17 protein-coding genes are annotated in these 22,065 nt (G+C 60.2%); 5 read left to right on the plus strand and 12 right to left on the minus strand.

The window, feature by feature from the left end:
• Nucleotides 1–32: 32 nt before the first annotated feature.
• The 5 genes from M2394_RS17255 to sdhC all read right to left on the minus strand — a co-directional run bounded on the left by M2394_RS17255 (nt 33) and on the right by sdhC (nt 6,354).
• Nucleotides 33–2,864 (minus strand): 2-oxoglutarate dehydrogenase E1 component, encoded by a 2,832-nt coding sequence (locus tag M2394_RS17255; protein WP_178921962.1) that lies wholly within the window; start codon nt 2,862–2,864, stop codon nt 33–35.
• A gap of 261 nt (nt 2,865–3,125) precedes the next feature.
• Nucleotides 3,126–3,830: a succinate dehydrogenase iron-sulfur subunit gene (locus tag M2394_RS17260; protein ID WP_003172807.1), complete on the minus strand. Its 705-nt coding sequence runs from the start codon at nt 3,828–3,830 to the stop codon at nt 3,126–3,128.
• Between the two features lie 11 nt (nt 3,831–3,841).
• Nucleotides 3,842–5,614 carry a succinate dehydrogenase flavoprotein subunit gene (gene sdhA, locus M2394_RS17265; RefSeq protein WP_176996495.1) on the minus strand — a complete coding sequence of 591 codons (1,773 nt, stop codon included), beginning with the start codon at nt 5,612–5,614 and terminating at the stop codon, nt 3,842–3,844.
• A 3-nt stretch (nt 5,615–5,617) separates the two neighbouring features.
• Nucleotides 5,618–5,986: a succinate dehydrogenase, hydrophobic membrane anchor protein gene (sdhD, locus tag M2394_RS17270; protein WP_016974690.1), complete on the minus strand. Its 369-nt coding sequence runs from the start codon at nt 5,984–5,986 to the stop codon at nt 5,618–5,620.
• Nucleotides 5,980–6,354 carry a succinate dehydrogenase, cytochrome b556 subunit gene (gene sdhC, locus M2394_RS17275; protein WP_016979564.1) on the minus strand — a complete coding sequence of 125 codons (375 nt, stop codon included), beginning with the start codon at nt 6,352–6,354 and terminating at the stop codon, nt 5,980–5,982. The genes sdhD and sdhC overlap by 7 nt, the downstream gene beginning before the upstream one ends.
• Nucleotides 6,355–6,718: 364 nt before the next feature.
• On the opposite strand from sdhC, the gene gltA reads away from it, so the two are divergent.
• The gene (gene gltA / locus M2394_RS17280) at nt 6,719–8,008 is read left to right on the plus strand and encodes a citrate synthase (protein WP_176996496.1); all 1,290 of its coding nucleotides are present in this window, start codon (nt 6,719–6,721) and stop codon (nt 8,006–8,008) included.
• Between the two features lie 12 nt (nt 8,009–8,020).
• Nucleotides 8,021–8,302, plus strand: coding sequence for a hypothetical protein (locus M2394_RS17285; protein ID WP_178921964.1), 282 nt, complete (start codon nt 8,021–8,023; stop codon nt 8,300–8,302).
• A 12-nt stretch (nt 8,303–8,314) separates the two neighbouring features.
• Here the strand turns inward: M2394_RS17285 and M2394_RS17290 are convergent, their stop codons facing one another.
• The 3 genes from M2394_RS17290 to M2394_RS17300 form a co-directional block, all read right to left on the minus strand.
• Nucleotides 8,315–9,973, minus strand: a complete 1,659-nt coding sequence (locus M2394_RS17290) for a cation acetate symporter (protein WP_259173257.1) — start codon at nt 9,971–9,973, stop codon at nt 8,315–8,317.
• Entirely contained in the window at nt 9,970–10,281 is a 312-nt protein-coding gene (locus M2394_RS17295; protein WP_176996499.1) for a DUF485 domain-containing protein, read from the minus strand. The genes M2394_RS17290 and M2394_RS17295 overlap by 4 nt, the downstream gene beginning before the upstream one ends.
• 282 nt (nt 10,282–10,563) lie before the next feature.
• Nucleotides 10,564–11,415: a glycine betaine ABC transporter substrate-binding protein gene (locus M2394_RS17300; RefSeq protein ID WP_016972152.1), complete on the minus strand. Its 852-nt coding sequence runs from the start codon at nt 11,413–11,415 to the stop codon at nt 10,564–10,566.
• A gap of 333 nt (nt 11,416–11,748) precedes the next feature.
• Between M2394_RS17300 and M2394_RS17305 the strand changes: the two genes are divergently transcribed.
• Entirely contained in the window at nt 11,749–13,302 is a 1,554-nt protein-coding gene (locus M2394_RS17305) for a glycosyl hydrolase family 17 protein (RefSeq protein WP_259173258.1), read from the plus strand.
• Nucleotides 13,303–13,413: 111 nt separating this feature from the next.
• On the opposite strand, the gene M2394_RS17310 is transcribed toward M2394_RS17305, so the two are convergent.
• A complete protein-coding gene (locus M2394_RS17310) occupies nt 13,414–13,782 on the minus strand; it encodes a hypothetical protein (protein ID WP_178921968.1) in 369 nt (122 codons plus the stop codon).
• 236 nt (nt 13,783–14,018) lie between these two features.
• On the opposite strand from M2394_RS17310, the gene M2394_RS17315 reads away from it, so the two are divergent.
• On the plus strand, nt 14,019–15,317 hold the full coding sequence (locus M2394_RS17315) for a serine/threonine protein kinase (RefSeq protein ID WP_178921970.1): 1,299 nt from the start codon (nt 14,019–14,021) through the stop codon (nt 15,315–15,317).
• Nucleotides 15,310–16,098: a VacJ family lipoprotein gene (locus M2394_RS17320; RefSeq protein ID WP_178921972.1), complete on the plus strand. Its 789-nt coding sequence runs from the start codon at nt 15,310–15,312 to the stop codon at nt 16,096–16,098. The genes M2394_RS17315 and M2394_RS17320 overlap by 8 nt, the downstream gene beginning before the upstream one ends.
• A gap of 89 nt (nt 16,099–16,187) precedes the next feature.
• On the opposite strand, the gene M2394_RS17325 is transcribed toward M2394_RS17320, so the two are convergent.
• The 3 genes from M2394_RS17325 to M2394_RS17335 all read right to left on the minus strand — a co-directional run bounded on the left by M2394_RS17325 (nt 16,188) and on the right by M2394_RS17335 (nt 22,065).
• Nucleotides 16,188–17,102, minus strand: a complete 915-nt coding sequence (locus M2394_RS17325; protein WP_259173259.1) for a DUF808 domain-containing protein — start codon at nt 17,100–17,102, stop codon at nt 16,188–16,190.
• A 434-nt stretch (nt 17,103–17,536) separates the two neighbouring features.
• Nucleotides 17,537–18,943 carry an efflux transporter outer membrane subunit gene (locus M2394_RS17330; protein WP_259173260.1) on the minus strand — a complete coding sequence of 469 codons (1,407 nt, stop codon included), beginning with the start codon at nt 18,941–18,943 and terminating at the stop codon, nt 17,537–17,539.
• On the minus strand, nt 18,940–22,065 hold the full coding sequence (locus M2394_RS17335; RefSeq protein ID WP_259173261.1) for an efflux RND transporter permease subunit: 3,126 nt from the start codon (nt 22,063–22,065) through the stop codon (nt 18,940–18,942). Before M2394_RS17335 ends, M2394_RS17330 begins: the two co-directional genes overlap by 4 nt.

Consider the following 22,065-nt stretch of genomic DNA (forward strand, 5'->3'; position numbering starts at 1 on the left):
CTTAAAATTCGGTTTCAGTCAGCGCGAAGGCGTTAAACAGTGAAAGCATCTTGCAGCAGTTTTTCCTGCTGCTCGGCGTGCATCGACGCATAACCACATGCAGGTGCAGCAGAAGCATCGCGACCGGCGTACTCCAGGTTCAGCGCCTTGTTGTGGTTACCCATGCTGCGACGCAGGTGATGCTGGCTGCTGTACCACGCGCCCTGGTTCATCGGCTCTTCCTGGCACCACACCACGTTAGTGAGGTTGGTGTAAGGCGCAATGGCCTCCATCAGGTCGTCTTCCGGGAACGGGTAAAGCTGCTCGATACGCACGATGGCGATGTCTTCGCGGCCTTCGGCACGGCGTTTTTCCAGCAAGTCGTAGTAGACCTTGCCGCTGCACAGGATCAGGCGAGTCACTTTGGCCGCGTCCAGCGTGTCGATTTCCGGGATCACGGTCTGGAACGAACCATCCGCCAGATCTTCCAGGGTCGAGATGGCCAATTTGTGACGCAGCAGCGATTTCGGGGTCAGCACTACCAGCGGCTTGCGCAGCGGGCGGATCACCTGGCGACGCAGCAAGTGGTAGATCTGGGCCGGGGTCGTCGGTACGCACACCTGGATGTTGTGCTCGGCGCACAGCTGCAGGTAACGCTCCAGACGGGCCGAGGAGTGCTCAGGACCCTGACCTTCATAACCGTGTGGCAGCAACATGGTCAGACCGCACAGGCGGCCCCACTTGTGCTCGCCGCTGGTGATGAACTGGTCGATCACCACTTGGGCACCGTTGGCGAAGTCGCCGAACTGGGCTTCCCAGATCACCAGCGCGTTTGGCGTGGTGGTCGAGTAACCGTATTCGAACGCCAGTACGGCTTCTTCGGACAGGAACGAATCGTACAGGTCGAAACGTGGCTGGCCTTCGTACAGGTGTTGCAGTGGTACGTAGGTGGTTGCGTCTTTCTGGTTGTGCAGAACCGCGTGACGGTGCGAGAACGTACCACGGCCGATGTCCTGGCCGGTCATGCGGATCGGGTGACCTTCGAACGCCAGGGTCGCGTACGCCATGGTTTCGGCGTAACCCCAGTTGATCGGCAGGCCGCCGGCTTGCATCTTCTGACGGTCTTCGTAGATCTTCGCAACCTGGCGCTGTACGACGAAGCCTTCCGGGATTTCCAGCAGCTTGGCAGACAGTTCCTGCAGGGTTTTCAGATCGAACGACGTGTCGTGACGGGCAGTCCAGCCGTGGCCCAGGTACGGGCGCCAGTCCACGAACAGCTCTTTGTTCGGCTCTTTGACCAGGCTTTTCACAACGTGCAGGCCGTTGTCCAGCGCGTTGCGGTATTCATCGACTTTCGCCTGAACACGCGCATCGTCAACCACGCCGGCCTTGGTCAGGCTTTCGGCGTACAGCTCACGGGTGGTGCGCTGCTTGGTGATCTGCTGGTACATCAACGGTTGGGTGCCGCTAGGCTCATCCGCTTCGTTGTGACCGCGACGGCGGTAGCAAACCAGGTCGATGACCACGTCACGCTTGAACTGCATGCGGTAGTCGACAGCCAGCTGGGTCACGAACAACACGGCTTCCGGATCATCACCATTCACATGGAGGATCGGCGCCTGGATCATCTTGGCAACGTCGGTCGCGTACTCGGTAGAGCGTGCGTCCAGCGGGTTGCTGATGGTGAAGCCCACCTGGTTGTTGATGACGATGTGAACGGTACCGCCGGTCTTGAAGCCGCGGGTCTGCGACATCTGGAACGTTTCCAGGACCACGCCCTGACCGGCGAATGCCGCGTCACCGTGGATGGAAATCGGCAGAACCTTCTCACCGGTGGCGTCGTTGCGACGATCCTGACGCGCACGGACCGAACCCTCGACCACCGGGGAAACGATTTCCAGGTGGGATGGGTTGAAGGCCATGGCCAGGTGAACTTCACCGCCGGTGGTCATCACGTTGGACGAGAAGCCCTGGTGGTATTTAACGTCACCGGAACCCAGCTCGACCTTCTTCTTGCCTTCGAACTCGTCGAACAGCTCACGCGGGTTCTTGCCGAAGGTGTTGACCAACACGTTCAGGCGACCACGGTGGGCCATGCCGATCACGATTTCCTTGGTGCCGTAGGAACCGGAACGCTGGATCAGCTCGTCGAGCATCGGGATCAGGCTTTCGCCGCCTTCCAGACCGAAACGCTTGGTGCCCGGGTATTTGGTACCCAGGTATTTTTCCAGGCCTTCAGCTGCGGTCACGCGCTCAAGCAGGTGGCTGCGAACGTCGGCGGACAGAACCGGACGGCCACGCACGCCTTCCAGGCGATGCTGGAACCAGTGGCGCTGCTCGGAATCGGTGATGTGCGTAAATTCAGCGCCGATGGTGCGGCAATATGTCTGCTGCAACGCTTCGTGAATTTCGCGTAGGCTCGCTTCCTCTTTGCCGATGAACAGGTCGCCGGCACGGAAGGTCGTATCAAGATCGGCATTGGTCAAGCCGTAATGATTGATCGACAGGTCTGCAGGTGCAGGACGCTTCCAGAGCCCCAGCGGGTCAAGCTGGGCCGCCTGGTGGCCACGCATCCGGTAGGCCTGGATCAGTCGCAGTACTTCAACTTGCTTCTTCTCGTGCTCGCTGCTCACGCTTGCGGCGGAAACCGGCTGGGCGCGGCGCTGGTTCTTTGCCAGCAGCACAAATTGATCGCGAATTGTTGCATGCGATACATCGGTGGCAGCGTTGCCGTCTGAAGACAACGTCTGAAATTTGGTGCGCCATTCTTCTGGCACAGCGTTAGGGTCGTGCAGGTAGAGCTCATAAAGCTCTTCCACATAGGCAGCGTTACCACCTGAAAGATAGCCGCTGTTCCACATGCGCTGCATCACGCTTTCTTGCATGCTTGGTCACCCTCGATTTGGGGACACCACCGGCGAAAACACCGAGTTTGCTTGCAAAAGGCCAAGTGCAGCGACCAAAACAAGCCACTTAGGATCACGCTGATAGTTCGGGTACCAACCCGAATGCCCCTGCTTGTCTCATTTCTTCAAAATAAGAGCCGCGGCTTTGTAAGTCGCTGCTCAAGTTAAAACTACGGCGCCGGTTGAAGCCTGCGCCGTAGCATTTACGGGCACAACGGTCCTGCTTTGCTACAACGTCAGTTACACGCCGCTTTGCAGCAGCATGTTACGGATGTGACCAATGGCCTTAGTCGGGTTCAGGCCTTTGGGACATACGTTGACGCAGTTCATGATCCCGCGGCAGCGGAATACGCTGAACGGGTCATCCAGTGAAGCCAGACGCTCGGACGTCTTGGTGTCACGGCTGTCTGCCAGGAAGCGGTAGGCTTGCAGCAGCGCAGCTGGACCCAGGAACTTGTCCGGGTTCCACCAGAAGGACGGGCACGAGGTCGAGCAGCAAGCGCACAGGATGCACTCGTACAGACCGTCGAGCTTTTCACGCTCTTCAGGGGACTGCAGACGCTCGATGGCCGGAGCCGGCGTGTCGTTCTGCAGGAACGGCTTAACTTTCTCGTATTGCTTGTAGAAGATGCTCATATCGACGACCAGGTCACGGATAACCGGCAAACCTGGCAGAGGACGAACGATCAGCTTGTTGCCTTTGACCACGGCCGACAGCGGCGTGATGCACGCCAGGCCGTTTTTGCCGTTGATGTTCATGCCGTCGGAACCGCATACACCTTCACGGCAAGAGCGACGATAGGAGAAACCTTCGTCCTGCTCTTTGATCAGTGCCAGTACATCCAGCACCATCAGGTCTTTACCACCGGTATCGACCTGGAATTCCTGCATGAACGGCGCGGCGTCCTGATCAGGGTTGTAGCGATAAACACTGACTTTCAACATGGCAGCCACCCTTAGTAAGTCCGAATCTTCGGTTCAAACGTCGGAACCGTCTTCGGCGAGAAGTTCACGGCACGCTTGGTTACGCGCTTGTCACCCGGGAAGTACAGGGTGTGGCACAACCAGTTTTCGTCGTCGCGATCTTCAAAGTCTTCACGGGCGTGGGCACCACGGGATTCTTTACGAACCTCGGCCGCGATTGCAGTCGCTTCGGCCACTTCCAGCAGGTTTTGCAGCTCAAGGGCTTCGATACGAGCGGTGTTGAACGCCTGGCTCTTATCGTTGATCTTGACGTTGGCGATGCGCTTGCGCAGATCCGCCAGCTGGGCAATACCCTTCTGCATGTATTCGCCGGTACGGAATACACCGAAGTAGTTCTGCATGCAGCTTTGCAGCTCGCGACGCAGGGTGGCTACGTCTTCGCCATCGGTGCGCTCGTTCAGCGCGTTCAGACGGGCCATGGCCGCGTTGATGTTGGCTTCGGTAGCGTCGTCGTAATGGATACCGTCGGTCAGCGCCTTTTCCAGGTGCAGGCCGGCAGCACGGCCGAATACCACCAGGTCGAGCAACGAGTTGCCGCCCAGACGGTTGGCACCGTGAACCGATACGCAAGCCACTTCACCCACTGCGAACAGGCCAGGGATGATGGCGTCTTTACCTTCGCTGTCCTGGGTGATCGCCTGGCCATGAATGTTGGTGGCAACGCCGCCCATCATATAGTGGCAAGTCGGAACAACCGGAACCGGAGCAACGACCGGGTCAACGTGTGCGAACGTCTTGGACAGTTCGCAGATGCCTGGCAGGCGGCTGTGCAGTACTTCTTCGCCCAGGTGATCGAGCTTGAGCAGTACGTGGTCGCCGTTCGGGCCACAGCCGTTGCCGGCGATGATCTCTTTAACCATCGAACGGGCTACAACGTCACGACCCGCCAGGTCTTTCGCGTTCGGAGCGTAACGCTCCATGAAACGCTCACCGTGCTTGTTGATCAGGTAACCACCTTCACCACGGCAGCCTTCTGTCACCAGTACACCGGCGCCGGCGATGCCGGTCGGGTGGAACTGCCACATTTCGATGTCTTGTACCGGTACGCCAGCACGCAGTGCCATGCCGACGCCGTCGCCGGTGTTGATAAGGGCATTGGTGGTCGAGGCGTAGATACGACCAGCACCACCCGTCGCCAGAACGGTAGCGTTGGCGCGGATGTAGGTGGTTTCACCGGTTTCGATGCAGATGGCGATCACGCCAACAAATGCACCGTCGGCATTCTTCACCAGGTCTACCGCGTAGTACTCGTTCAGGAACGTGGTACCGGCTTTCAGGTTGCCTTGATAAAGGGTGTGCAGCAGTGCGTGACCGGTACGGTCGGATGCCGCGCAGGTACGGGCAGCCTGGCCGCCTTTACCGTAATCCTTCGACTGGCCGCCGAATGGACGCTGGTAGATACGACCTTGCTCGGTACGGGAGAACGGCAGACCCATGTGGTCCAGCTCGAACACCGCAGCCGGGCCTTCCTGACACATGTATTCGATAGCGTCCTGGTCACCGATGTAGTCGGAACCCTTGACGGTATCGTACATGTGCCAGCGCCAGTCATCGTTCGGGTCGGCGGACGCGATGGCGCAGGTGATGCCACCCTGGGCCGATACGGTGTGGGAACGCGTTGGGAACACCTTGGTGATCACGGCAGTCTTGTGACCACCCTGAGCCAGCTGCAGCGCTGCGCGCATGCCAGCACCGCCGCCACCAATGATGATGGCGTCGAAGGAAATAGTTGGAATGTTAGCCATGAATCAGATACCCCAAAGAATCTGCACACCCCAGACGAAGTAAGCGAACATTGCAACGCCGCAGACTGCCTGGAAGAGGAAACGTACTGCGGTCGCGGACTTGCCCAGCGCCATTGGCGTCAGGTAGTCGGTCGCGATGGTCCACATGCCGACCCAGGCGTGAGCGCCCAGGGCTACAAGGGCCAGCAGACTGAAGATTCGCATCGCATTGTGGGAAAACAGGCCATGCCATTGCTCATAGCTGATGCCTGGATTTGCGACGAGGTATCCGATCAGGAAAATGAAATAAGCCGCGAGAACGACCGCAGACACACGCTGTGCCATCCAGTCATAGAGGCCCGAACGCGAAAGGTTCGTAACGCTGGTTACCATATCCAAACTCCTGCCAGAACGATCAGCACCACGGAAATGGCGATGATGATTTTCGAGCCCAGGCGGCCGCCTTCCAGCGTCTCACCGATACCCGCATCCATGATCAAGTGGCGCACACCGGCAACCAGGTGATACAGCAGAGCGGACAGGAGGCCCCATGCTACGAACTTGGCCAGCGGGCTGGTCAAGCATGCCTTCACCTCGGCGTAACCTTCCTCGGAACCCAGGGATTTGCTCAATGCGTAAAGCATGATGCCCAAGCCCAGGAACAGGATGATGCCGGAAACACGGTGCAGGAACGACGTAACGCCGGTGATGGGGAGTTTGATGGTCCTTAGGTCTAGGTTTACAGGTCGTTGGCTATTCACGGCTTTTTTTCACACTGAAGAGCCCCTAACAATCAGGGCAAAGTTGTTGGGGAGTGCACTGGTCAGGTAAGCACCACCCAGGGAGTGCGACCCCCAATGAAAGCAAGCCCAAAAGCCCTTGGCGGTCGGTGGCCGAGTATAGACAGTTAGGTTACTAATGACAACGCGCTGTCCTCACCCTAATAGCTGATTGCGCTGGCGGTATAAAAGGCGTAAATGGCAGTCAATTTCGAGGAAAAAGTACGGTTAAAGCCTTCTGCTGCAAGACTTTAGGCAAATTGACATCTGGATTTATATCAATATAGTGGTGCGGGCCCTGCGTGGGGGGTCTGTCTGATGATTTGAAGCATAAATAGGAGGCCACATGGCTGACAAAAAAGCGCAGTTGATCATCGAGGGCGCAGCCCCCGTCGAGCTGCCCATTTTAACCGGCACCGTTGGTCCCGATGTTATCGATGTACGGGGCCTGACGGCCACGGGCCGTTTCACTTTCGACCCAGGCTTCATGTCGACCGCCTCTTGCGAGTCGAAGATCACCTATATCGATGGCGACAATGGCATCCTGCTGCACCGGGGCTACCCGATCGAGCAGTTGGCCGAGAAGTCGGACTACCTGGAAACCTGCTACCTGCTGCTAAATGGCGAATTGCCAACCGCTGAGCAGAAAGCCAAGTTTGTCAGTAATGTGAAGAACCACACCATGGTTCACGAGCAGTTGAAGACCTTCTTCAACGGCTTCCGTCGCGACGCCCACCCGATGGCGGTCATGTGCGGCGTGGTCGGCGCCCTGTCGGCCTTCTATCACGACTCCCTCGACATCAATAACCCGCAGCATCGCGAAATCTCCGCGATCCGCCTGGTTGCCAAGATGCCGACCCTGGCCGCGATGGTGTACAAGTACTCCATGGGCCAACCCATGATGTACCCGCGCAACGACCTGTCGTACGCGGAAAACTTCCTGCACATGATGTTCAACACCCCGTGCGAGATCAAACCGATCAGCCCGACACTCGCCAAGGCCATGGACCGGATCTTCATCCTCCACGCCGACCACGAGCAGAACGCATCGACCTCCACCGTGCGCCTGGCCGGCTCTTCGGGTGCCAACCCGTTCGCCTGTATCGCCGCCGGTATCGCCGCACTGTGGGGCCCTGCCCACGGCGGTGCGAACGAAGCCGTCTTGACCATGCTCGATGAAATCGGCGATGTGTCCAACATCGACAAGTTCATCGCCAAGGCCAAGGACAAGAACGATCCATTCAAGTTGATGGGCTTCGGTCACCGGGTCTACAAGAACCGCGACCCGCGTGCCACCGTGATGAAGCAGACCTGCGACGAAGTGTTGAAGGAACTGGGCATCAAGAACGATCCGCAACTCGAACTGGCCATGCGCCTGGAAGAGATCGCCCTGACCGACCCGTACTTCATCGAACGCTCGCTGTACCCGAACGTCGACTTCTACTCGGGGATCATCCTCAAGGCGATCGGCATTCCAACCAGCATGTTCACCGTGATCTTCGCCCTGGCGCGGACCGTAGGCTGGATCTCCCACTGGAAAGAAATGCTCTCCAGCCCGTACAAGATTGGCCGCCCGCGCCAGCTGTACACCGGCTACGAGTCGCGTGACATCACCCAGTTGGAAGATCGCAAGTAAGCCGCTAACGGCTTGATTGCACTGAATAAGGCCTCCTCTGGAGGCCTTATTCGTTTCCGCCCTCCCAACAACACCACCCCCTCTGTAGGTGGCCGGCTTGCCGGCGATGAGGCCCGCAAGGTCAGCGCCAGGCTCAAGGACGCCATCGCCGGCAAGCCGGGCCCCTACAACGGATTGCGCACCGCCCACCTACACCTTTTATTGGTGCAGGATCTGAGAAACAGTTTTGTCGTATCTGTTACCAATAAAAGCAAAAAAATGCCCCGATCTCGCGACCGGGGCATTTTTTTGTAACAGCCAGCGCGATTAGTGGTTAACCGCCCCGCTCGCCCCCAGGCCAGTCTGCGAACGCACAAACTGCGGGAAGTAGAGCGCACGTTCCTTGTCTGCCGCCGCCGACTTGTCGGTGATGGAGAAGAACCAGATGCCGATGAACGCAATGATCATCGAGAACAGCGCCGGGTACTCATAAGGGAAGATGGCTTTTTCATGGTGCAGGATCGAGACCCAGATGGTCGGGCCCAGGATCATCAGGCCTACCGCGCTGACCAGGCCCAACCAGCCGCCGATCATGGCGCCACGGGTGGTGAGGTTCTTCCAGTACATGGAAAGCAGCAACACCGGGAAGTTACAGCTGGCCGCAATGGAGAACGCCAGGCCGACCATGAACGCGATGTTCTGGCTTTCGAACAGGATGCCCAGGCCGATAGCCAGCACGCCCAGGGCGATGGTGGTGATCTTCGAGACGCGAATCTCATCCTTGTCGTTGGCCTTGCCTTTCTTGATCACGCTGGCATACAGGTCATGGGACACCGCCGACGCACCGGCCAGGGTCAAGCCGGCAACCACTGCCAGGATGGTGGCGAAGGCCACGGCCGAGATGAAGCCCAGGAAAATGCTGCCACCCACCGCGTTGGCCAGGTGCACCGCCGCCATGTTGTTACCGCCCAGCAACGCGCCTGCCGCGTCCTTGAACGCCGGGTTGGTGCTGACCAGCAGGATCGCGCCGAAGCCGATGATGAAGGTCAGGATGTAGAAGTAACCAATGAAGCCAGTGGCATAGAACACGCTCTTGCGGGCTTCTTTAGCGTCGCTGACGGTGAAGAAGCGCATCAGGATGTGCGGCAGGCCAGCGGTACCAAACATCAGCGCAAGCCCGAGGGAGAACGCCGAGATCGGGTCTTTTACCAGGCCGCCAGGGCTCATGATCGCTTCACCTTTAGGGTGAACCTTGATCGCCTCGGAGAACAGGACGTTGAAATCGAAGTTGACGTGCTTCATCACCATCAACGCCATGAACGACGCGCCGGACAACAGCAGCACCGCCTTGATGATCTGTACCCAGGTGGTTGCCAGCATGCCGCCGAACAACACATAGAGCACCATCAGGATGCCCACCAGGATCACCGCCACATGGTAGTCCAGGCCGAACAGCAGCTGGATCAGCTTGCCCGCCCCCACCATCTGCGCGATCAGGTAGAACGCCACCACCACCAGCGAACCACAGGCCGAGAGGCTGCGGATCTGGGTTTGCCCGAGGCGGTAGGACGCCACGTCGGCAAAGGTGTACTTGCCCAGGTTACGCAGGCGCTCGGCGATCAGGAACAGGATGATCGGCCAACCCACCAGGAAGCCGATCGAGTAGATCAGGCCGTCATAACCGGAGGTATACACCAGCGCGGAAATCCCCAGGAAGGACGCCGCCGACATGTAGTCACCGGCAATCGCCAGGCCATTCTGGAAACCGGTGATCTTGCCGCCGGCCGCGTAATAGTCGGCCGCCGACTTGTTGCGCTTGGACGCCCAGTAGGTGATGCACAGAGTGGCACCGACAAACGCGATGAACATCACGATGGCGGAGACGTTCAGCGGTTGCTTGTGCACTTCACCGGTCAATGCGTCCGCCGCCCAAACGGCCGGAGCAAACAGCGAAGCGCCGAATACAGCCAATAGACGCCGGATCATTGCGCAGCCTCCTTGAGAATCGCATTGTTCAGGTCGTCAAATTCGCCATTGGCCCGGCGCACATAGATGCCGGTCAGGATGAAGGCGGACACAATCAGTCCGACGCCCAGGGGAATGCCCCAGGTAATCGAGGAACCAGGGCTGAGCTTGGCCCCCAGTATTTGTGGCCCGTAGGCGATCAACAGGATGAAAGCGGAGTAAAGCCCTAGCATGATTGCCGAGAGTATCCAGGCGAATCGTTCCCTTTTTCTCACCAGCTCCTTGAAACGCGGGCTGTTTTGAATCGAGAGGTAAATGCTGTCGTTCATTGTTTTTATCCTCGCAGCACAGCTTTTTATTATTTTGGAACGTATCCACTGTATGCGGCTGCCGTAGAGGTTCCAGACGACCTTAGTAGTAGATGGAGATAGCCACTTCGCAAGTTTTGCGGCCAACAAATAAACAACAGCCGGAATACAGACAAAAATGTGGGAGCGGGCTTGCCCGCAAATGCAGTGTGTCAGTCGACTTATGCATCGACTGACACACTGCATTCGCGGGCAAGCCCGCTCCCACATTAGGTTTGCGGCGTAATGTCTACAGATTAACGGTTACTTACCGGTCCACTCCGCTACACGCTCAGGGTGCTTGGCCACCCAATCCTTGGCTGCGGCATCAGGCTTGGCGCCTTCCTGGATCGCCAGCATGACTTCGCCGATTTCATCCTTGGAGGCCCACTGGAATTTTTTCAGGAAGGCTGCGACTTCCGGCGCTTTCTTCTCCAGGCCCTTGCTGCCGATGCTGTTGACGGTTTCCGCTGCACCGTAAACGCCTTTCGGGTCGTCGAGGAAACGCAGTTTCCACTTGGCGAACATCCAGTGTGGCACCCAACCGGTGACCGCGATGGATTCCTGCTTGTCTTCGGCACGGGTCAGTTCGGCGATCATCGCCGCGCCCGAACTGGCTTGCAGTTTATAGTCGAGGCCGTACTGCTTGATGGCTTCGTCGGTCTTGAGCATCACGCCTGAACCGGCGTCGATGCCGACAATCTTGTTCTTGAAGGTGGTGTCGGTCTTGAGGTCTTCAATGGACTTGGCCTTGACGTACTCCGGCACGATCAGGCCGATTTTCGCATCCTTGAAGTTGGGGCCGTAGTCGACCACCTTGTCCTTGTTCTTGGCCCAGTACTCACCGTGGGTCACTGGCAGCCAGGCGGAGAGCATGGCATCGAGTTTGCCGGTGGCCACGCCTTGCCACATGATCCCGGTGGCGACTGCCTGCAGCTTCACGTCATAACCGAGCTTTTCCTTGATCACTTCCGCCGCCACGTGGGTGGTGGCCACGCTGTCGGACCAGCCATCCACATAGCCGATGCTCAGGGTTTTGCTGTCGGCGCTGGCCAGTGTGGAGCTCATCGCAACTACCAGAGTGGCAGCTGCGCCCAAGAGTCGTCGCATCTTCATAGTACTTCCCCGAAAGTGCTGCGCCCGACGGATGCCGAGCGACGTCAACCTAGTTGTTATGTGGTGCACCGCGCCCCCTTCACGCGCATCGATCCGGCTGCTGCCACATCAGTGGAGTGCTGACCCTTTGATCATCAACCTGACGGGGCTTGGAACCTGCTCTGCCTGCGACCTCAGGTAAGCAAGAAACGACATCACAACGCCAGCAGGACGTTTTGTAGGATATGGCGTCAAAATCCCGCCCGAACTTTGCATGTCAAAATTATGCTGCCCCACTGGGACGGGGCAAATCCGGGTAAGATGCGCGCCTTTGCTCTTCCAGATAAGCCGACCATGCCCGCGACTGCCCGCTTCCCCGCCCTGCCCTATTTCCTCGCCTTTGCCCTCGGCCTGCTGGCCCTCGTCGGTTACTGGTACGGCCTCGGCCGGCCCGTGGTGCTGCCGGACGTCGCCAGCGCCAGCCACAAGATGCAATGCGCGTCCTACACGCCCTTCGACAAAGACCAATCGCCATTCGACCAGCCATTCAAGCTGCGCCCCGAGCGCATGGACGCCGACCTGGCCTTGCTGGCCACCCGCTTCGAATGCATTCGCACCTATTCCATGACCGGCCTGGAAGCCCTGCCCGAAATGGCACGCAAGCATGGATTGAAACTGATGGCCGGCGCCTGGGTGAGCAGCGACCCGGTAGCCACCGAGAAAGAAATCGACGAACTGATCACCTCTGCCAACGCCAACCCAGATGTGGTGACCGCCGTGATCGTCGGCAACGAAGCCTTGCTGCGCAAGGAAGTCACCGCCAAGCAGCTGGTGACCCTGATTCATAAAGTCAAAAGCCACATCCAGCAACCGGTGACCTACGCCGACGTGTGGGAGTTCTGGCTGCAACACCCGGAAATCGCTCCGGCCGTAGACTTCCTCACCATCCACCTGCTGCCGTATTGGGAGGATGACCCGTCGGGCATCGACCAGGCCCTCAAGCATGTGGGCGATGTGCGCCAAACCTTCGGCAACAAGTTCGCACCCAAGGACGTGCTGATCGGCGAAACCGGCTGGCCCAGCGAAGGCCGCCAGCGTGAAACCGCCGTGCCGAGCCGCGTCAACGAGGCCAAGTTCATGCGCGGTTTCGTGGCCATGGCCGAAGCCAACGGCTGGCACTACAACCTGATCGAAGCCTTCGACCAACCCTGGAAGCGCGCCAGCGAAGGTGCCGTCGGTGGTTACTGGGGCCTGTTCGATGCTGATCGCCAGGACAAAGGCATCCTCGCCGGCCCGGTGAGCAATGTGCCGTACTGGCCGCTGTGGCTCGGGGTGGGCGGGCTCATCCTGCTCGGCGCGCTGGCGCTCGGCGGTTGCGTGCGCAGCAAGCGCTCGGCAATCCTGCTGCCGCTGCTCGGCGCCGTTGCGGCCTGCTCCATCGGCACCTGGGCGGAACTGACCCGTGTGACCGCACGCTTCAATGACGAATGGGTGTGGGCAGGCTTGCTGGTGCTGTTGAACCTGCTGGTACTCGCTCACGCTGCCTTGTCCCTGAGTGCCCGGGAAGGTTGGCGTGGACGCGCATTCAACTGGCTGGAACAGCGCGCCGGTTGGCTGGTGGCGATCGCCGGGTTTGCCGGTGCGGTGATGATGCTGGCGTTGGTGTTTGACCCGCGCTACCGCAGCTTTCCGAGTGCGGCCTTGGTATTACCGGCGCTGGTGTACCTGGTGCGTCCGGTAACCGGGCCGCGTCGGGAAATTGCGCTGCTGGCCTTTATCATCGGTGCCGGCATTGCGCCGCAGTTGTACCGAGAAGGCCTGTTGAACCAGCAGGCGTGGGGGTGGGCGGTGGTCAGCGTGTTGATGGTTGCAGCGTTGTGGCGTTGCTTGCGAGTGCGCAAGGCTTAAACCTGACCTGTGGCGAGGGAGCTTGCTCCCGCTGGAGTGCGAAGCGCTCCCAAGATTTTGGGGCCGCTGCGCAGCCCAGCGGGAGCAAGCTCCCTCGCCACATAGGGATAATCAGGCTGCCCGTGGCTTCCTGACCAACCGCAACCCCGCAATCACCACCGCAAACACCGCAAACGTGGTGTTGTACAACGCCAGCGCCGGCAGGCCGAACAACATCCCCAGCACCGCCAGCCCCCAGCCCGCACGGCCCGGCACGAAGAACGCCAGCACCGCCGTGACCAGCGCCGCCCAGCCCATTACCTTGAAGTGGATCATCAGGCCCAGGTTCGAGCGCAGTTGGCATTCCCAGCGGCTGGCCTCATCGGCGCAGATGCCGACCCATTGACCGTCCTCCATGAAGCCATAACGTGCGCCATAACTGGCGGCCAGCCATAAAGGCAGGGCAATCAGCAGCAGGATCCAGGGTAAACGACGGGACATTGGGGCACTCCGATAGGCAAAAACGGCGCTCAGCTTAATGCCCCGGTGGCCGTTGGCAAGGCGCATACACACAATTAGTGTTCACCAACGCGTGGCAAAGTGTATCGTCTGGCTACTATTACCCTGAATCCGACGTTTTTTCCGACTTTTCGTGCCGAGTGCTGGCACTTCGGCGACAGCGCGGTGGTCATAGCCTGCGAACATCTTTCAGCACGTTTCCTCTTAGGGATTAAGTCATGCTCCGTTCCTTGCGCTGTGCTGCCCTGCTGGGCAGCCTTTTTCTGAGTGCGTCAGCACTGGCGGTCGACGTCGACCAAGCCACCTATGGCTTCCCTTTGACCAACCCGTTCGAAGCGACCATCGCCACCACCCCGCCGGACTTGCGGCCCAAGCTGCCGAGTGACGACGAGATCAACCAGTCCGACTACAGCCTGACGATGCGCCCCGAGCGCGAGTTCAGCCTGCCGGACAACTTCTGGGCGGTGAAGAAACTCACCTACCGCATCGCCAAGCAGGATCACGCCGCGCCGCTGATCTTCCTGATCGCCGGCACCGGTGCGCGCTTTGACAGCAGCATCAACGAATACCTGAAAAAGCTGTATTACCAGGCCGGCTACCACGTGGTGCAGCTCTCGTCGCCCACCAGCTTTGACTTCATCAGCGCCGCCTCGCGCTTCGCCACCCCGGGTATCACCCAGGAAGACGCCGAAGACATGTACCGCGTGATGCAAGCCGTGCGTGCACAGAACGCCTCGCTGCCGATCACCGACTTCTACCTCACCGGCTACAGCCTGGGCGGCCTGGATGCGGCGTTTGTCAGCAAGCTGGACGAAACCCGCCGCAGTTTCAACTTCAAGAAAGTGCTGCTGCTGAACCCGCCGGTCAACCTCTACACCTCGATCACCAACCTCGACAAGCTGGTGCAGACCGAGGTCAAGGGCATCAACAACACCACCACCTTTTATGAGCTGGTGCTGAACAAGCTGACCCGCTACTTCCAGCAGAAGGGCTACATCGACCTCAACGACGCCCTGCTCTACGACTTCCAGCAATCCAAGCAGCACCTGACCAACGAACAGATGGCCATGCTGATCGGTACCTCGTTCCGCTTCTCGGCGGCCGACATCGCCTTTACTTCGGACCTGATCAACCGTCGCGGCCTGATCATCCCGCCCAAATACCCGATCACCGAAGGCACCAGCCTCACGCCATTCCTCAAGCGTGCGCTGCAATGTGACTTCGACTGCTACCTCACCGAGCAAGTGATCCCGATGTGGCGCGCCCGCTCCGATGGCGGCAGCCTGTTGCAACTGGTCGATCAGGTCAGCCTGTACGCCCTTAAGGACTACCTGCACAACAGCCCGAAAATCGCCGTCATGCACAACGCCGACGACGTGATCCTGGGCCCTGGCGACCTCGGCTTCCTGCGTAAAACCTTCGGCGATCGCTTGACCGTCTACCCGCTGGGCGGCCACTGCGGCAACCTCAATTACCGCGTCAACGCCGACGCCATGCTGGAGTTCTTCCGTGGCTAAATATCTTCTGCTGCTCGCCGCCCTGATGTGCGCAGGCGTGGCCAATGCCGACAACAGCAAGGCCCATGAACCGGTCAAGGTCGACGCCGATGGCTTCAAGGAGCCGCTGTCCAAGCTCAAGTTCAACCCGGGCCTGGACCAACGTGAGTTCGAACGTTCCTCGCTGACTGCGCTTAACGTCTACGACCCGCTGGAGTCGTGGAACCGCCGCGTGTACCACTTCAATTACCGCTTCGACCAATGGGTCTTCCTGCCGGTGGTGGACGGTTACCGCTACGTCACGCCGAGCTTCCTGCGCACGGGCGTGAGCAACTTCTTCAATAACTTGGGCGACGTGCCCAACCTGTTGAACAGCCTGCTGCAGCTCAAGGGCCACCGCTCCCTGGAAACCACCGGGCGCCTGCTGCTCAACACCACCATCGGCATCGCCGGCCTGTGGGACCCTGCCACCGCCATGGGCCTGCCGCGCCAGAGCGAAGACTTCGGCCAGACCCTGGGCTTCTACGGCGTCCCCGGCGGCGCCTACCTGGTGCTGCCGATCTTCGGCCCGTCGAACCTGCGCGACACCACCGGGCTGGTCGTCGACTACGGCGCAGAAACCGAGATCAACTTCCTCAACGTGTCCAAGGTCAGCGAAAACCACCCGGAAATCTGGGCCCTGCGCGCCGTGGACAAGCGCTACCAGACCAGCTTCCGCTATGGGCAGATGAACTCGCCGTTTGAGTATGAAAAAGTGCGGTACATCTATACCGAGTCGCGCAAGTTGCAGATTGCCGAGTAAACAACGCCCACAAAAAAGGCCATTCGATTGAATGGCCTTTTTTATTGCGGCGTGGATCGTTCCCGCGCGTGGCGTGGCAACGATCAACATCAGCCCTTCGCGACTTGCCATACCTTGCCAATTACTTGAACGACGACCAATACCGCCGCCCCTGCAATCACTCCCGCCACGCCATTGAGCAGCGTCGGCATCAACCAGGCCACCCCACCCGCGCCTTGGCTGACCGACTCGATCCAGTGATGCACCACCGGCACACCATGGGTAAGGATGCCACCGCCCACCAGGAACATCGCCGCCGTACCAATCACCGACAGGCTCTTCATCATGTACGGGGCCGCACGCAGAATCCCGCCGCCGATACGGCGCGCCATCTCGCCAGGCTTCTGCGTAAGCCACAGGCCCAGATCGTCCAACTTGACGATGCCGGCCACCAGCCCATAGACGCCGATGGTCATGACAATGGCGATGCCCGACAGCACAACCACCTGCTGCATCAACGGCGCGTCCGCCACCGTGCCCAGGGTGATGGCAATGATTTCGGCAGAGAGAATGAAGTCCGTGCGAATCGCGCCTTTGATCTTGTCCTTTTCAAACGCCACCAGATCGGTCGCCGGATCGGCCACGGCGTCGACCAACTGGGCATGGTCAGCCTTGTCTTCGCTCTGGCTGTGCAGAAATTTATGCGCGAGCTTCTCAAAGCCTTCAAAACACAGGTACGCCCCGCCCAGCATCAACAACGGCGTGACCGCCCAGGGTGCAAACGCACTGATCAGCAAGGCGGCCGGCACCAGGATCAGCTTGTTGACAAACGAGCCCTTGGCCACCGCCCACACCACGGGAATCTCCCGCTCGGCGCGTACGCCGGAGACCTGCTGGGCATTGAGCGCCAAGTCATCGCCCAACACCCCAGCGGTTTTCTTGGCCGCCATTTTGGTCATCAACGCCACATCGTCGAGCACGGCGGCGATGTCATCGATCAATACCAACAAGCTGCTTCCTGCCATGATTCGGGCTTCCTGCGTTTAAAGTGCCGCGAATATACCGCGAGCACGGTGACGGAACATAGATATCCGGTCAGGCCACTGTGCTCTTGCTTTTGATTTTGATCTTAGGCGCCCCCCCAAATCACTGTCGAATTACGGGCACACCGAGCCTAAGCGAGGTGCCGAGTGTTGGGGCGAAGACCTTTTGCTTACTTTTGGGTCTCTCCAAAAGTGAGCCGCTGTAAGAGCGGAACCCTAAGCCGCCGTTACCGCAGCAATGGATATGTACTCCGACCAAAGATCCCTAGAGCCTGCCAGATAGCCTTCGCGAGCAAGCCCGCTCCCACAGTTGGATCGAGTGGCGTCAGTAAGTCAGTGAACAATCAATAGACCGCTATCGCTGGCAAGCCAGCTCCCACATTTGAGTGTGGGTCCATCAGCAACATAGTGAGCCATCAGGGCTGCCAACCGCCCCCCAAACTCTGGATCAACGCCACACTCCCCTGGCTCAACTGCCCCTGCGTATCCCGCAGATTCTGCTCGGCCTGCAGCAACACCAATTGCTGGGTCAACACCGCCTCACGGCTCACCGTGCCCGCACGCAATTGCGCCTCCTGGCTGCCAAACAGTTGCTGATTACGCGCAAACACCTGCTGGAACGCATCCGCCTGCGCCTGCAGATGATTGATCGCCGACAAGTTGTCCTCGACGTTCTGCAACGCACTGAGCACCGTGCCACGGTAGTTGGCTGCAATCTGGTCATAACTCGCCTCAGCCTGCTTGACCGCCGCTTCTCGGGCGCCGCCATCAAAGATCGTCTCCGCCAACGCCGGCCCCAACGTCCAGATGCGGTTAGGCAGCGAAAACAGGCCGCCCAACGCGCTACCGCGATAACCCAACGAAGCGGTCAGGTCCAGGGTTGGGAAAAACGCCGCCTCGGCCACACCAATCTTGGCGTTGGCCGCCGCCGCCGAACGCTCGGCCGCCACCACATCGGGCCGGCGTTGCAGCAAAGTCGACGGCAAGGTCAACGGCGGCCGGGGCACCACGAAGCTGAAGTCAGTACGCGGTGCCACGCTGAACTCACTGGGTGCCATGCCCACCAGCACCGCCAGGGCATGCTCATACTGCTCACGGTCGCGCAACGAGGTTTGCAGGTCGGCAATCGAGGTGGTCAGTTGGTCCTGGGCCACCAGCAACTGGTCGTTGGTCGCCACGCCCTGGGTGAACTGGGCCTGGATCATGTCCAGCAATTGCTGATTGATGGTTTGTTGTTGCTGCAGCAGGCGCACATCGATGTCCATCTGCCGCAACGCCAGGTAGTTGCTCGCCACGCTGGAACTGATGGACAACCGCACCCCGGCCAGCAACGCGTCGGATTGCTGCGCCGTGGCCTGGCTCGACTCGATCCCCCGGCGCACCTGGCCCCACAGGTCCGGCTCCCAACTGGCGGTGAGGGTGGCACTCACGCTGTTTTTCACCCCAGTGGACGTCGTGGCGGTGGAGGTGGTGCCGTCACCGCCCTCCCCCCGCGATCCCGACAGCCCCACGCCGACCGTCGGCCACAACCCGGCACGGCTCGACGCCACCTGCGCCTGGGCCAGCCGGTACGCCGCCTCCGCCGCGATGATCGACTGGTTGGCCTTGGCCGAGCGCGCCACCAGGTCGTTCAGCACCGGGTCCTGATAGGCCAGCCACCACTGGCTGTCCAAAGCGCCCCGGGGGTTGGACACCGCACGCTGCCACTGCGCGCCTTCCTTGAACGTCTGCGGCAATTGCATCGCGGGTTTCTGGTAGTCGGGCCCGACCATGCAACCGCCAAGCACCAGGCTGAGGAACAGCACGCTGTATTTGAATTTCATGACCTTGCTTCCTTGTGCCGCCCCAGGCGTTGGGACGCCCGATCGAGCCAGAGGTAAATCACCGGGGTGGTGTAGAGCGTCAGCACCTGGCTGAGCAACAGGCCACCAATAATCGAGATCCCCAAGGGCCGGCGCAGCTCGGAGCCGTAGCCATGCCCCAGCACCAGCGGCAATGCCCCGAGGATAGCCGCCAGGGTGGTCATCATGATCGGCCGGAAACGGATCAGGCACGCGCGGCGAATCGCTTCCTTGGCCGTGAGCCCGAACTCGCGCCGCTCGGTGATCGCAAAATCGATCATCATGATCGCGTTCTTCTTCACGATACCGATCAACAAAATCACCCCCACCAGCGCGATGATCGACAGCTCAGTGCCGGTCAGCAGCAACGCAATCAACGCACCGACACCCGCCGACGGCAACGTGGACAGAATGGTCAATGGGTGCATCAGGTTTTCGTACAGAATGCCCAACACGATGTACACCGACAGCAGCGCCGCGACGATCAGCAGCGGCTCGCTGGCCACCGACGATTGGAACACCTGGGCCGTGCCGGCAAACTGGCCGGTGACGCTGGCCGGCATGCGCAGTTGCTTCACCGCGTCATCCACCAGTGCCGTGGCCTGGCCGATCGACGTGCCCGGGGCCAGGTTGAACGAGACCGTCACCGCCGGGAATGTACCCTGGTGACTGATGGAAATGGCCGTGCGCGAAACCGTGTTATCCGCCAAGGCCGACAGCGGCACCAACGTTGCCGGGTTGGCCAGGTTCGGCGTGGCCGTGGTGCCCTTGGCCGCCACCGCCGCGCTGCCGGTGGGCACATAAATGCTTTTGAGCGCCGTCGGGTCGTTCCAATACTCGGGGGCGATTTCCATCACCACATGGTACTGGTTGGCGGCGCGGTAAAGGGTCGAGACCTGGCGCTGGCCAAACGCGTCGTACAGCGTCTGGTCCACCGCCGACATGCCCACCCCAAGCCGCGCCGCCGTGTCGCGGTTGATCTGCACATTGGCCAACAGGCTGTTGTCTTGCTGGTCGGTATTCAGGTCGGTCAATTGCGGCAGCGTGTGCAACACCGCCACCACCTTGGGCACCCATTCATCCAGGGACTGCTGGTCATCGGCGGTCAGGGTGTATTGGTACTGCGCGCCACTTTGCCGGCCGCCCACGGTGATGTCTTGGGCCGCCTGCAAAAACAGCTTGGTGCCCGGCATATCGCCCAGGGTGTGGCGGATCTGGCCAATCACTTCGGTGGCGCTGTCCTTGCGCTGATCGATGGGCTTGAGCAGCACAAACAACTGCGCGCTGTTGACCGCCCCCCCGCCACCGCCTCCGCCGCCCACAAACCCGGCAGCGGTTTCCACGTTGGGGTTCTGCATGACCTTGTGGTTGATCGCGGTGAAGTCCTTTTGCATCGCCCCGTACGAAATGCTCTGCGCCGCAATGATGCTGCCCTGCAAGCGCCCGGTGTCTTCCTGGGGGAAAAAGCCCTTGGGCACCAGCACGTACAACACGCCCGCGAGCACGATCACCAGCACCGTCACCAGGCCCATCAGGATCGAATGGTCGATCACCCAGCCAAGGGTGCGATCATAGAAGCGATGAAAGCGTGAGTCCGGGTGTTCGTTGCCTTCATGCACCTCTGTGGGCGCGCGCAACAGCACGCTGGCGAGCATCGGCGTGACCGTCAGCGAGATCAGCATCGAGATCACGATGGCCACCGACAACGACACCGAGAACTCGCGAAACAGCCGCCCGACAATCCCGCCCATCAACAGCAGCGGAATAAACACCGCCACCAGCGACACGCTGATGGTCAGCACCGTGAACCCCACTTCCCGCGCCCCGGCCAGGGCCGCTTCCACCCGGGTCTTGCCGCGCTCCAGATGACGCATGATGTTTTCCACCACCACGATGGCGTCGTCCACCACAAAGCCGGTGGAAATGGTCAGCGCCATCAGTGACAGGTTATTCAGGCTGTAGCCAAGGAAATACATGGCGCCAAAGGTGCCGAGCAACGACAGTGGCACCACGATCGCCGGCACCAGGGTGCTGCGCCAGTCGCGGAAGAAACCAAAGGTCACCAGCGTCACCAGCAGGATCGACGCCAGCAAGGTCACTTCCACGTCATGCAGCGACGCCCGAATGGTGGTGGTGCGGTCCATCAGCAGGTTGAGTTTGATCGAGGCCGGGATTGAGCTTTGCAGAAACGGCAGCGACGCCTTCACCGCATCCACCGTGTCGATCACGTTCGCGCCCGGCTGCTTGAACACCACCAGCAGCACGGCCGGCTTGCCGTTGGACAGGCCGAAGTTGCGCAGGTCCTGAACGTCTTCGCGCACGTAGCCAAGGTCCGAGATGTGGATCAGGTCGCCGTTGTGCTCCTTGACCACCAGCGGCCCGTAATCGTCAGGGTTAAGCAATTGGTCGTTGGCACCGATGCCGTAGGAGCGGTCGCCCACCGCCACATTGCCCTTGGGCAGGTTGGCATTGGACGCGCCGATCACCTGGCGCACCTGCTCAAGGCTCACCCCGTATTGATTAAGGCGATCCGGATTCAGCTCGATACGCACCGCCGGCAACGCACCGCCGCCCACCGTCACATCGCCCACGCCCGTGGTCTGCAACAGGCGTTGTTCCAACACTGTCGAAGCGGCGTCGTACATCTGCCCCGGCGTGGCGCTGTCGGAGGTCAAGCTGATGATCAGGATCGGCGAGTCAGCCGGGTTGACCTTGCGGTACGTCGGGTTGCCCGATAGGTCGCTCGGCAAGGTGCTGCGCGCGGCGTTGATGGCCGCCTGCACGTCCCGCGCCGCGCCGTCGATATCGCGGTTCAAATCAAACTGCATGGTGATGCGCGTCGAGCCCAGGCTGCTGGCGGAGGTCATTTGCGTGACCCCGGCGATCTGGCCGAACTGACGCTCCAGCGGCGTGGCCACGGAGCTGGCGACGGTGGTCGGGTCGGCGCCGGGCAACGAGGCGCTGACGCTGATGGTTGGGAAGTCGACTTCCGGCAGCGGCGCCACCGGCAGCAGGTTGAACGCCAGCACGCCAAACAGCGCGAGCCCGGCCGCCAGCAGCGTGGTGGCAATGGGGCGATGGATAAACGGCGCGCTGAGGTTCAT

It is taken from the genome of Pseudomonas sp. BIGb0164 (assembly GCF_024810135.1).
GTDB lineage: Bacteria > Pseudomonadota > Gammaproteobacteria > Pseudomonadales > Pseudomonadaceae > Aquipseudomonas.

Coding starts and splice junctions, on each gene's coding strand:
- M2394_RS17290 (WP_259173257.1), bottom strand. CDS start 9,973: ATGATCCGGCGTCTATTGGCTGTATTCGGCGCTTCGCTGTTTGCTCCG.
- gltA (WP_176996496.1), top strand. CDS start 6,719: ATGGCTGACAAAAAAGCGCAGTTGATCATCGAGGGCGCAGCCCCCGTC.
- M2394_RS17300 (WP_016972152.1), bottom strand. CDS start 11,415: ATGAAGATGCGACGACTCTTGGGCGCAGCTGCCACTCTGGTAGTTGCG.
- M2394_RS17255 (WP_178921962.1), bottom strand. CDS start 2,864: ATGCAAGAAAGCGTGATGCAGCGCATGTGGAACAGCGGCTATCTTTCA.
- M2394_RS17325 (WP_259173259.1), bottom strand. CDS start 17,102: ATGGCAGGAAGCAGCTTGTTGGTATTGATCGATGACATCGCCGCCGTG.
- M2394_RS17260 (WP_003172807.1), bottom strand. CDS start 3,830: ATGTTGAAAGTCAGTGTTTATCGCTACAACCCTGATCAGGACGCCGCG.
- M2394_RS17295 (WP_176996499.1), bottom strand. CDS start 10,281: ATGAACGACAGCATTTACCTCTCGATTCAAAACAGCCCGCGTTTCAAG.
- M2394_RS17310 (WP_178921968.1), bottom strand. CDS start 13,782: ATGTCCCGTCGTTTACCCTGGATCCTGCTGCTGATTGCCCTGCCTTTA.
- M2394_RS17305 (WP_259173258.1), top strand. CDS start 11,749: ATGCCCGCGACTGCCCGCTTCCCCGCCCTGCCCTATTTCCTCGCCTTT.
- sdhD (WP_016974690.1), bottom strand. CDS start 5,986: ATGGTAACCAGCGTTACGAACCTTTCGCGTTCGGGCCTCTATGACTGG.
- M2394_RS17330 (WP_259173260.1), bottom strand. CDS start 18,943: ATGAAATTCAAATACAGCGTGCTGTTCCTCAGCCTGGTGCTTGGCGGT.
- sdhA (WP_176996495.1), bottom strand. CDS start 5,614: ATGGCTAACATTCCAACTATTTCCTTCGACGCCATCATCATTGGTGGC.
- M2394_RS17315 (WP_178921970.1), top strand. CDS start 14,019: ATGCTCCGTTCCTTGCGCTGTGCTGCCCTGCTGGGCAGCCTTTTTCTG.
- M2394_RS17335 (WP_259173261.1), bottom strand. CDS start 22,065: ATGAACCTCAGCGCGCCGTTTATCCATCGCCCCATTGCCACCACGCTG.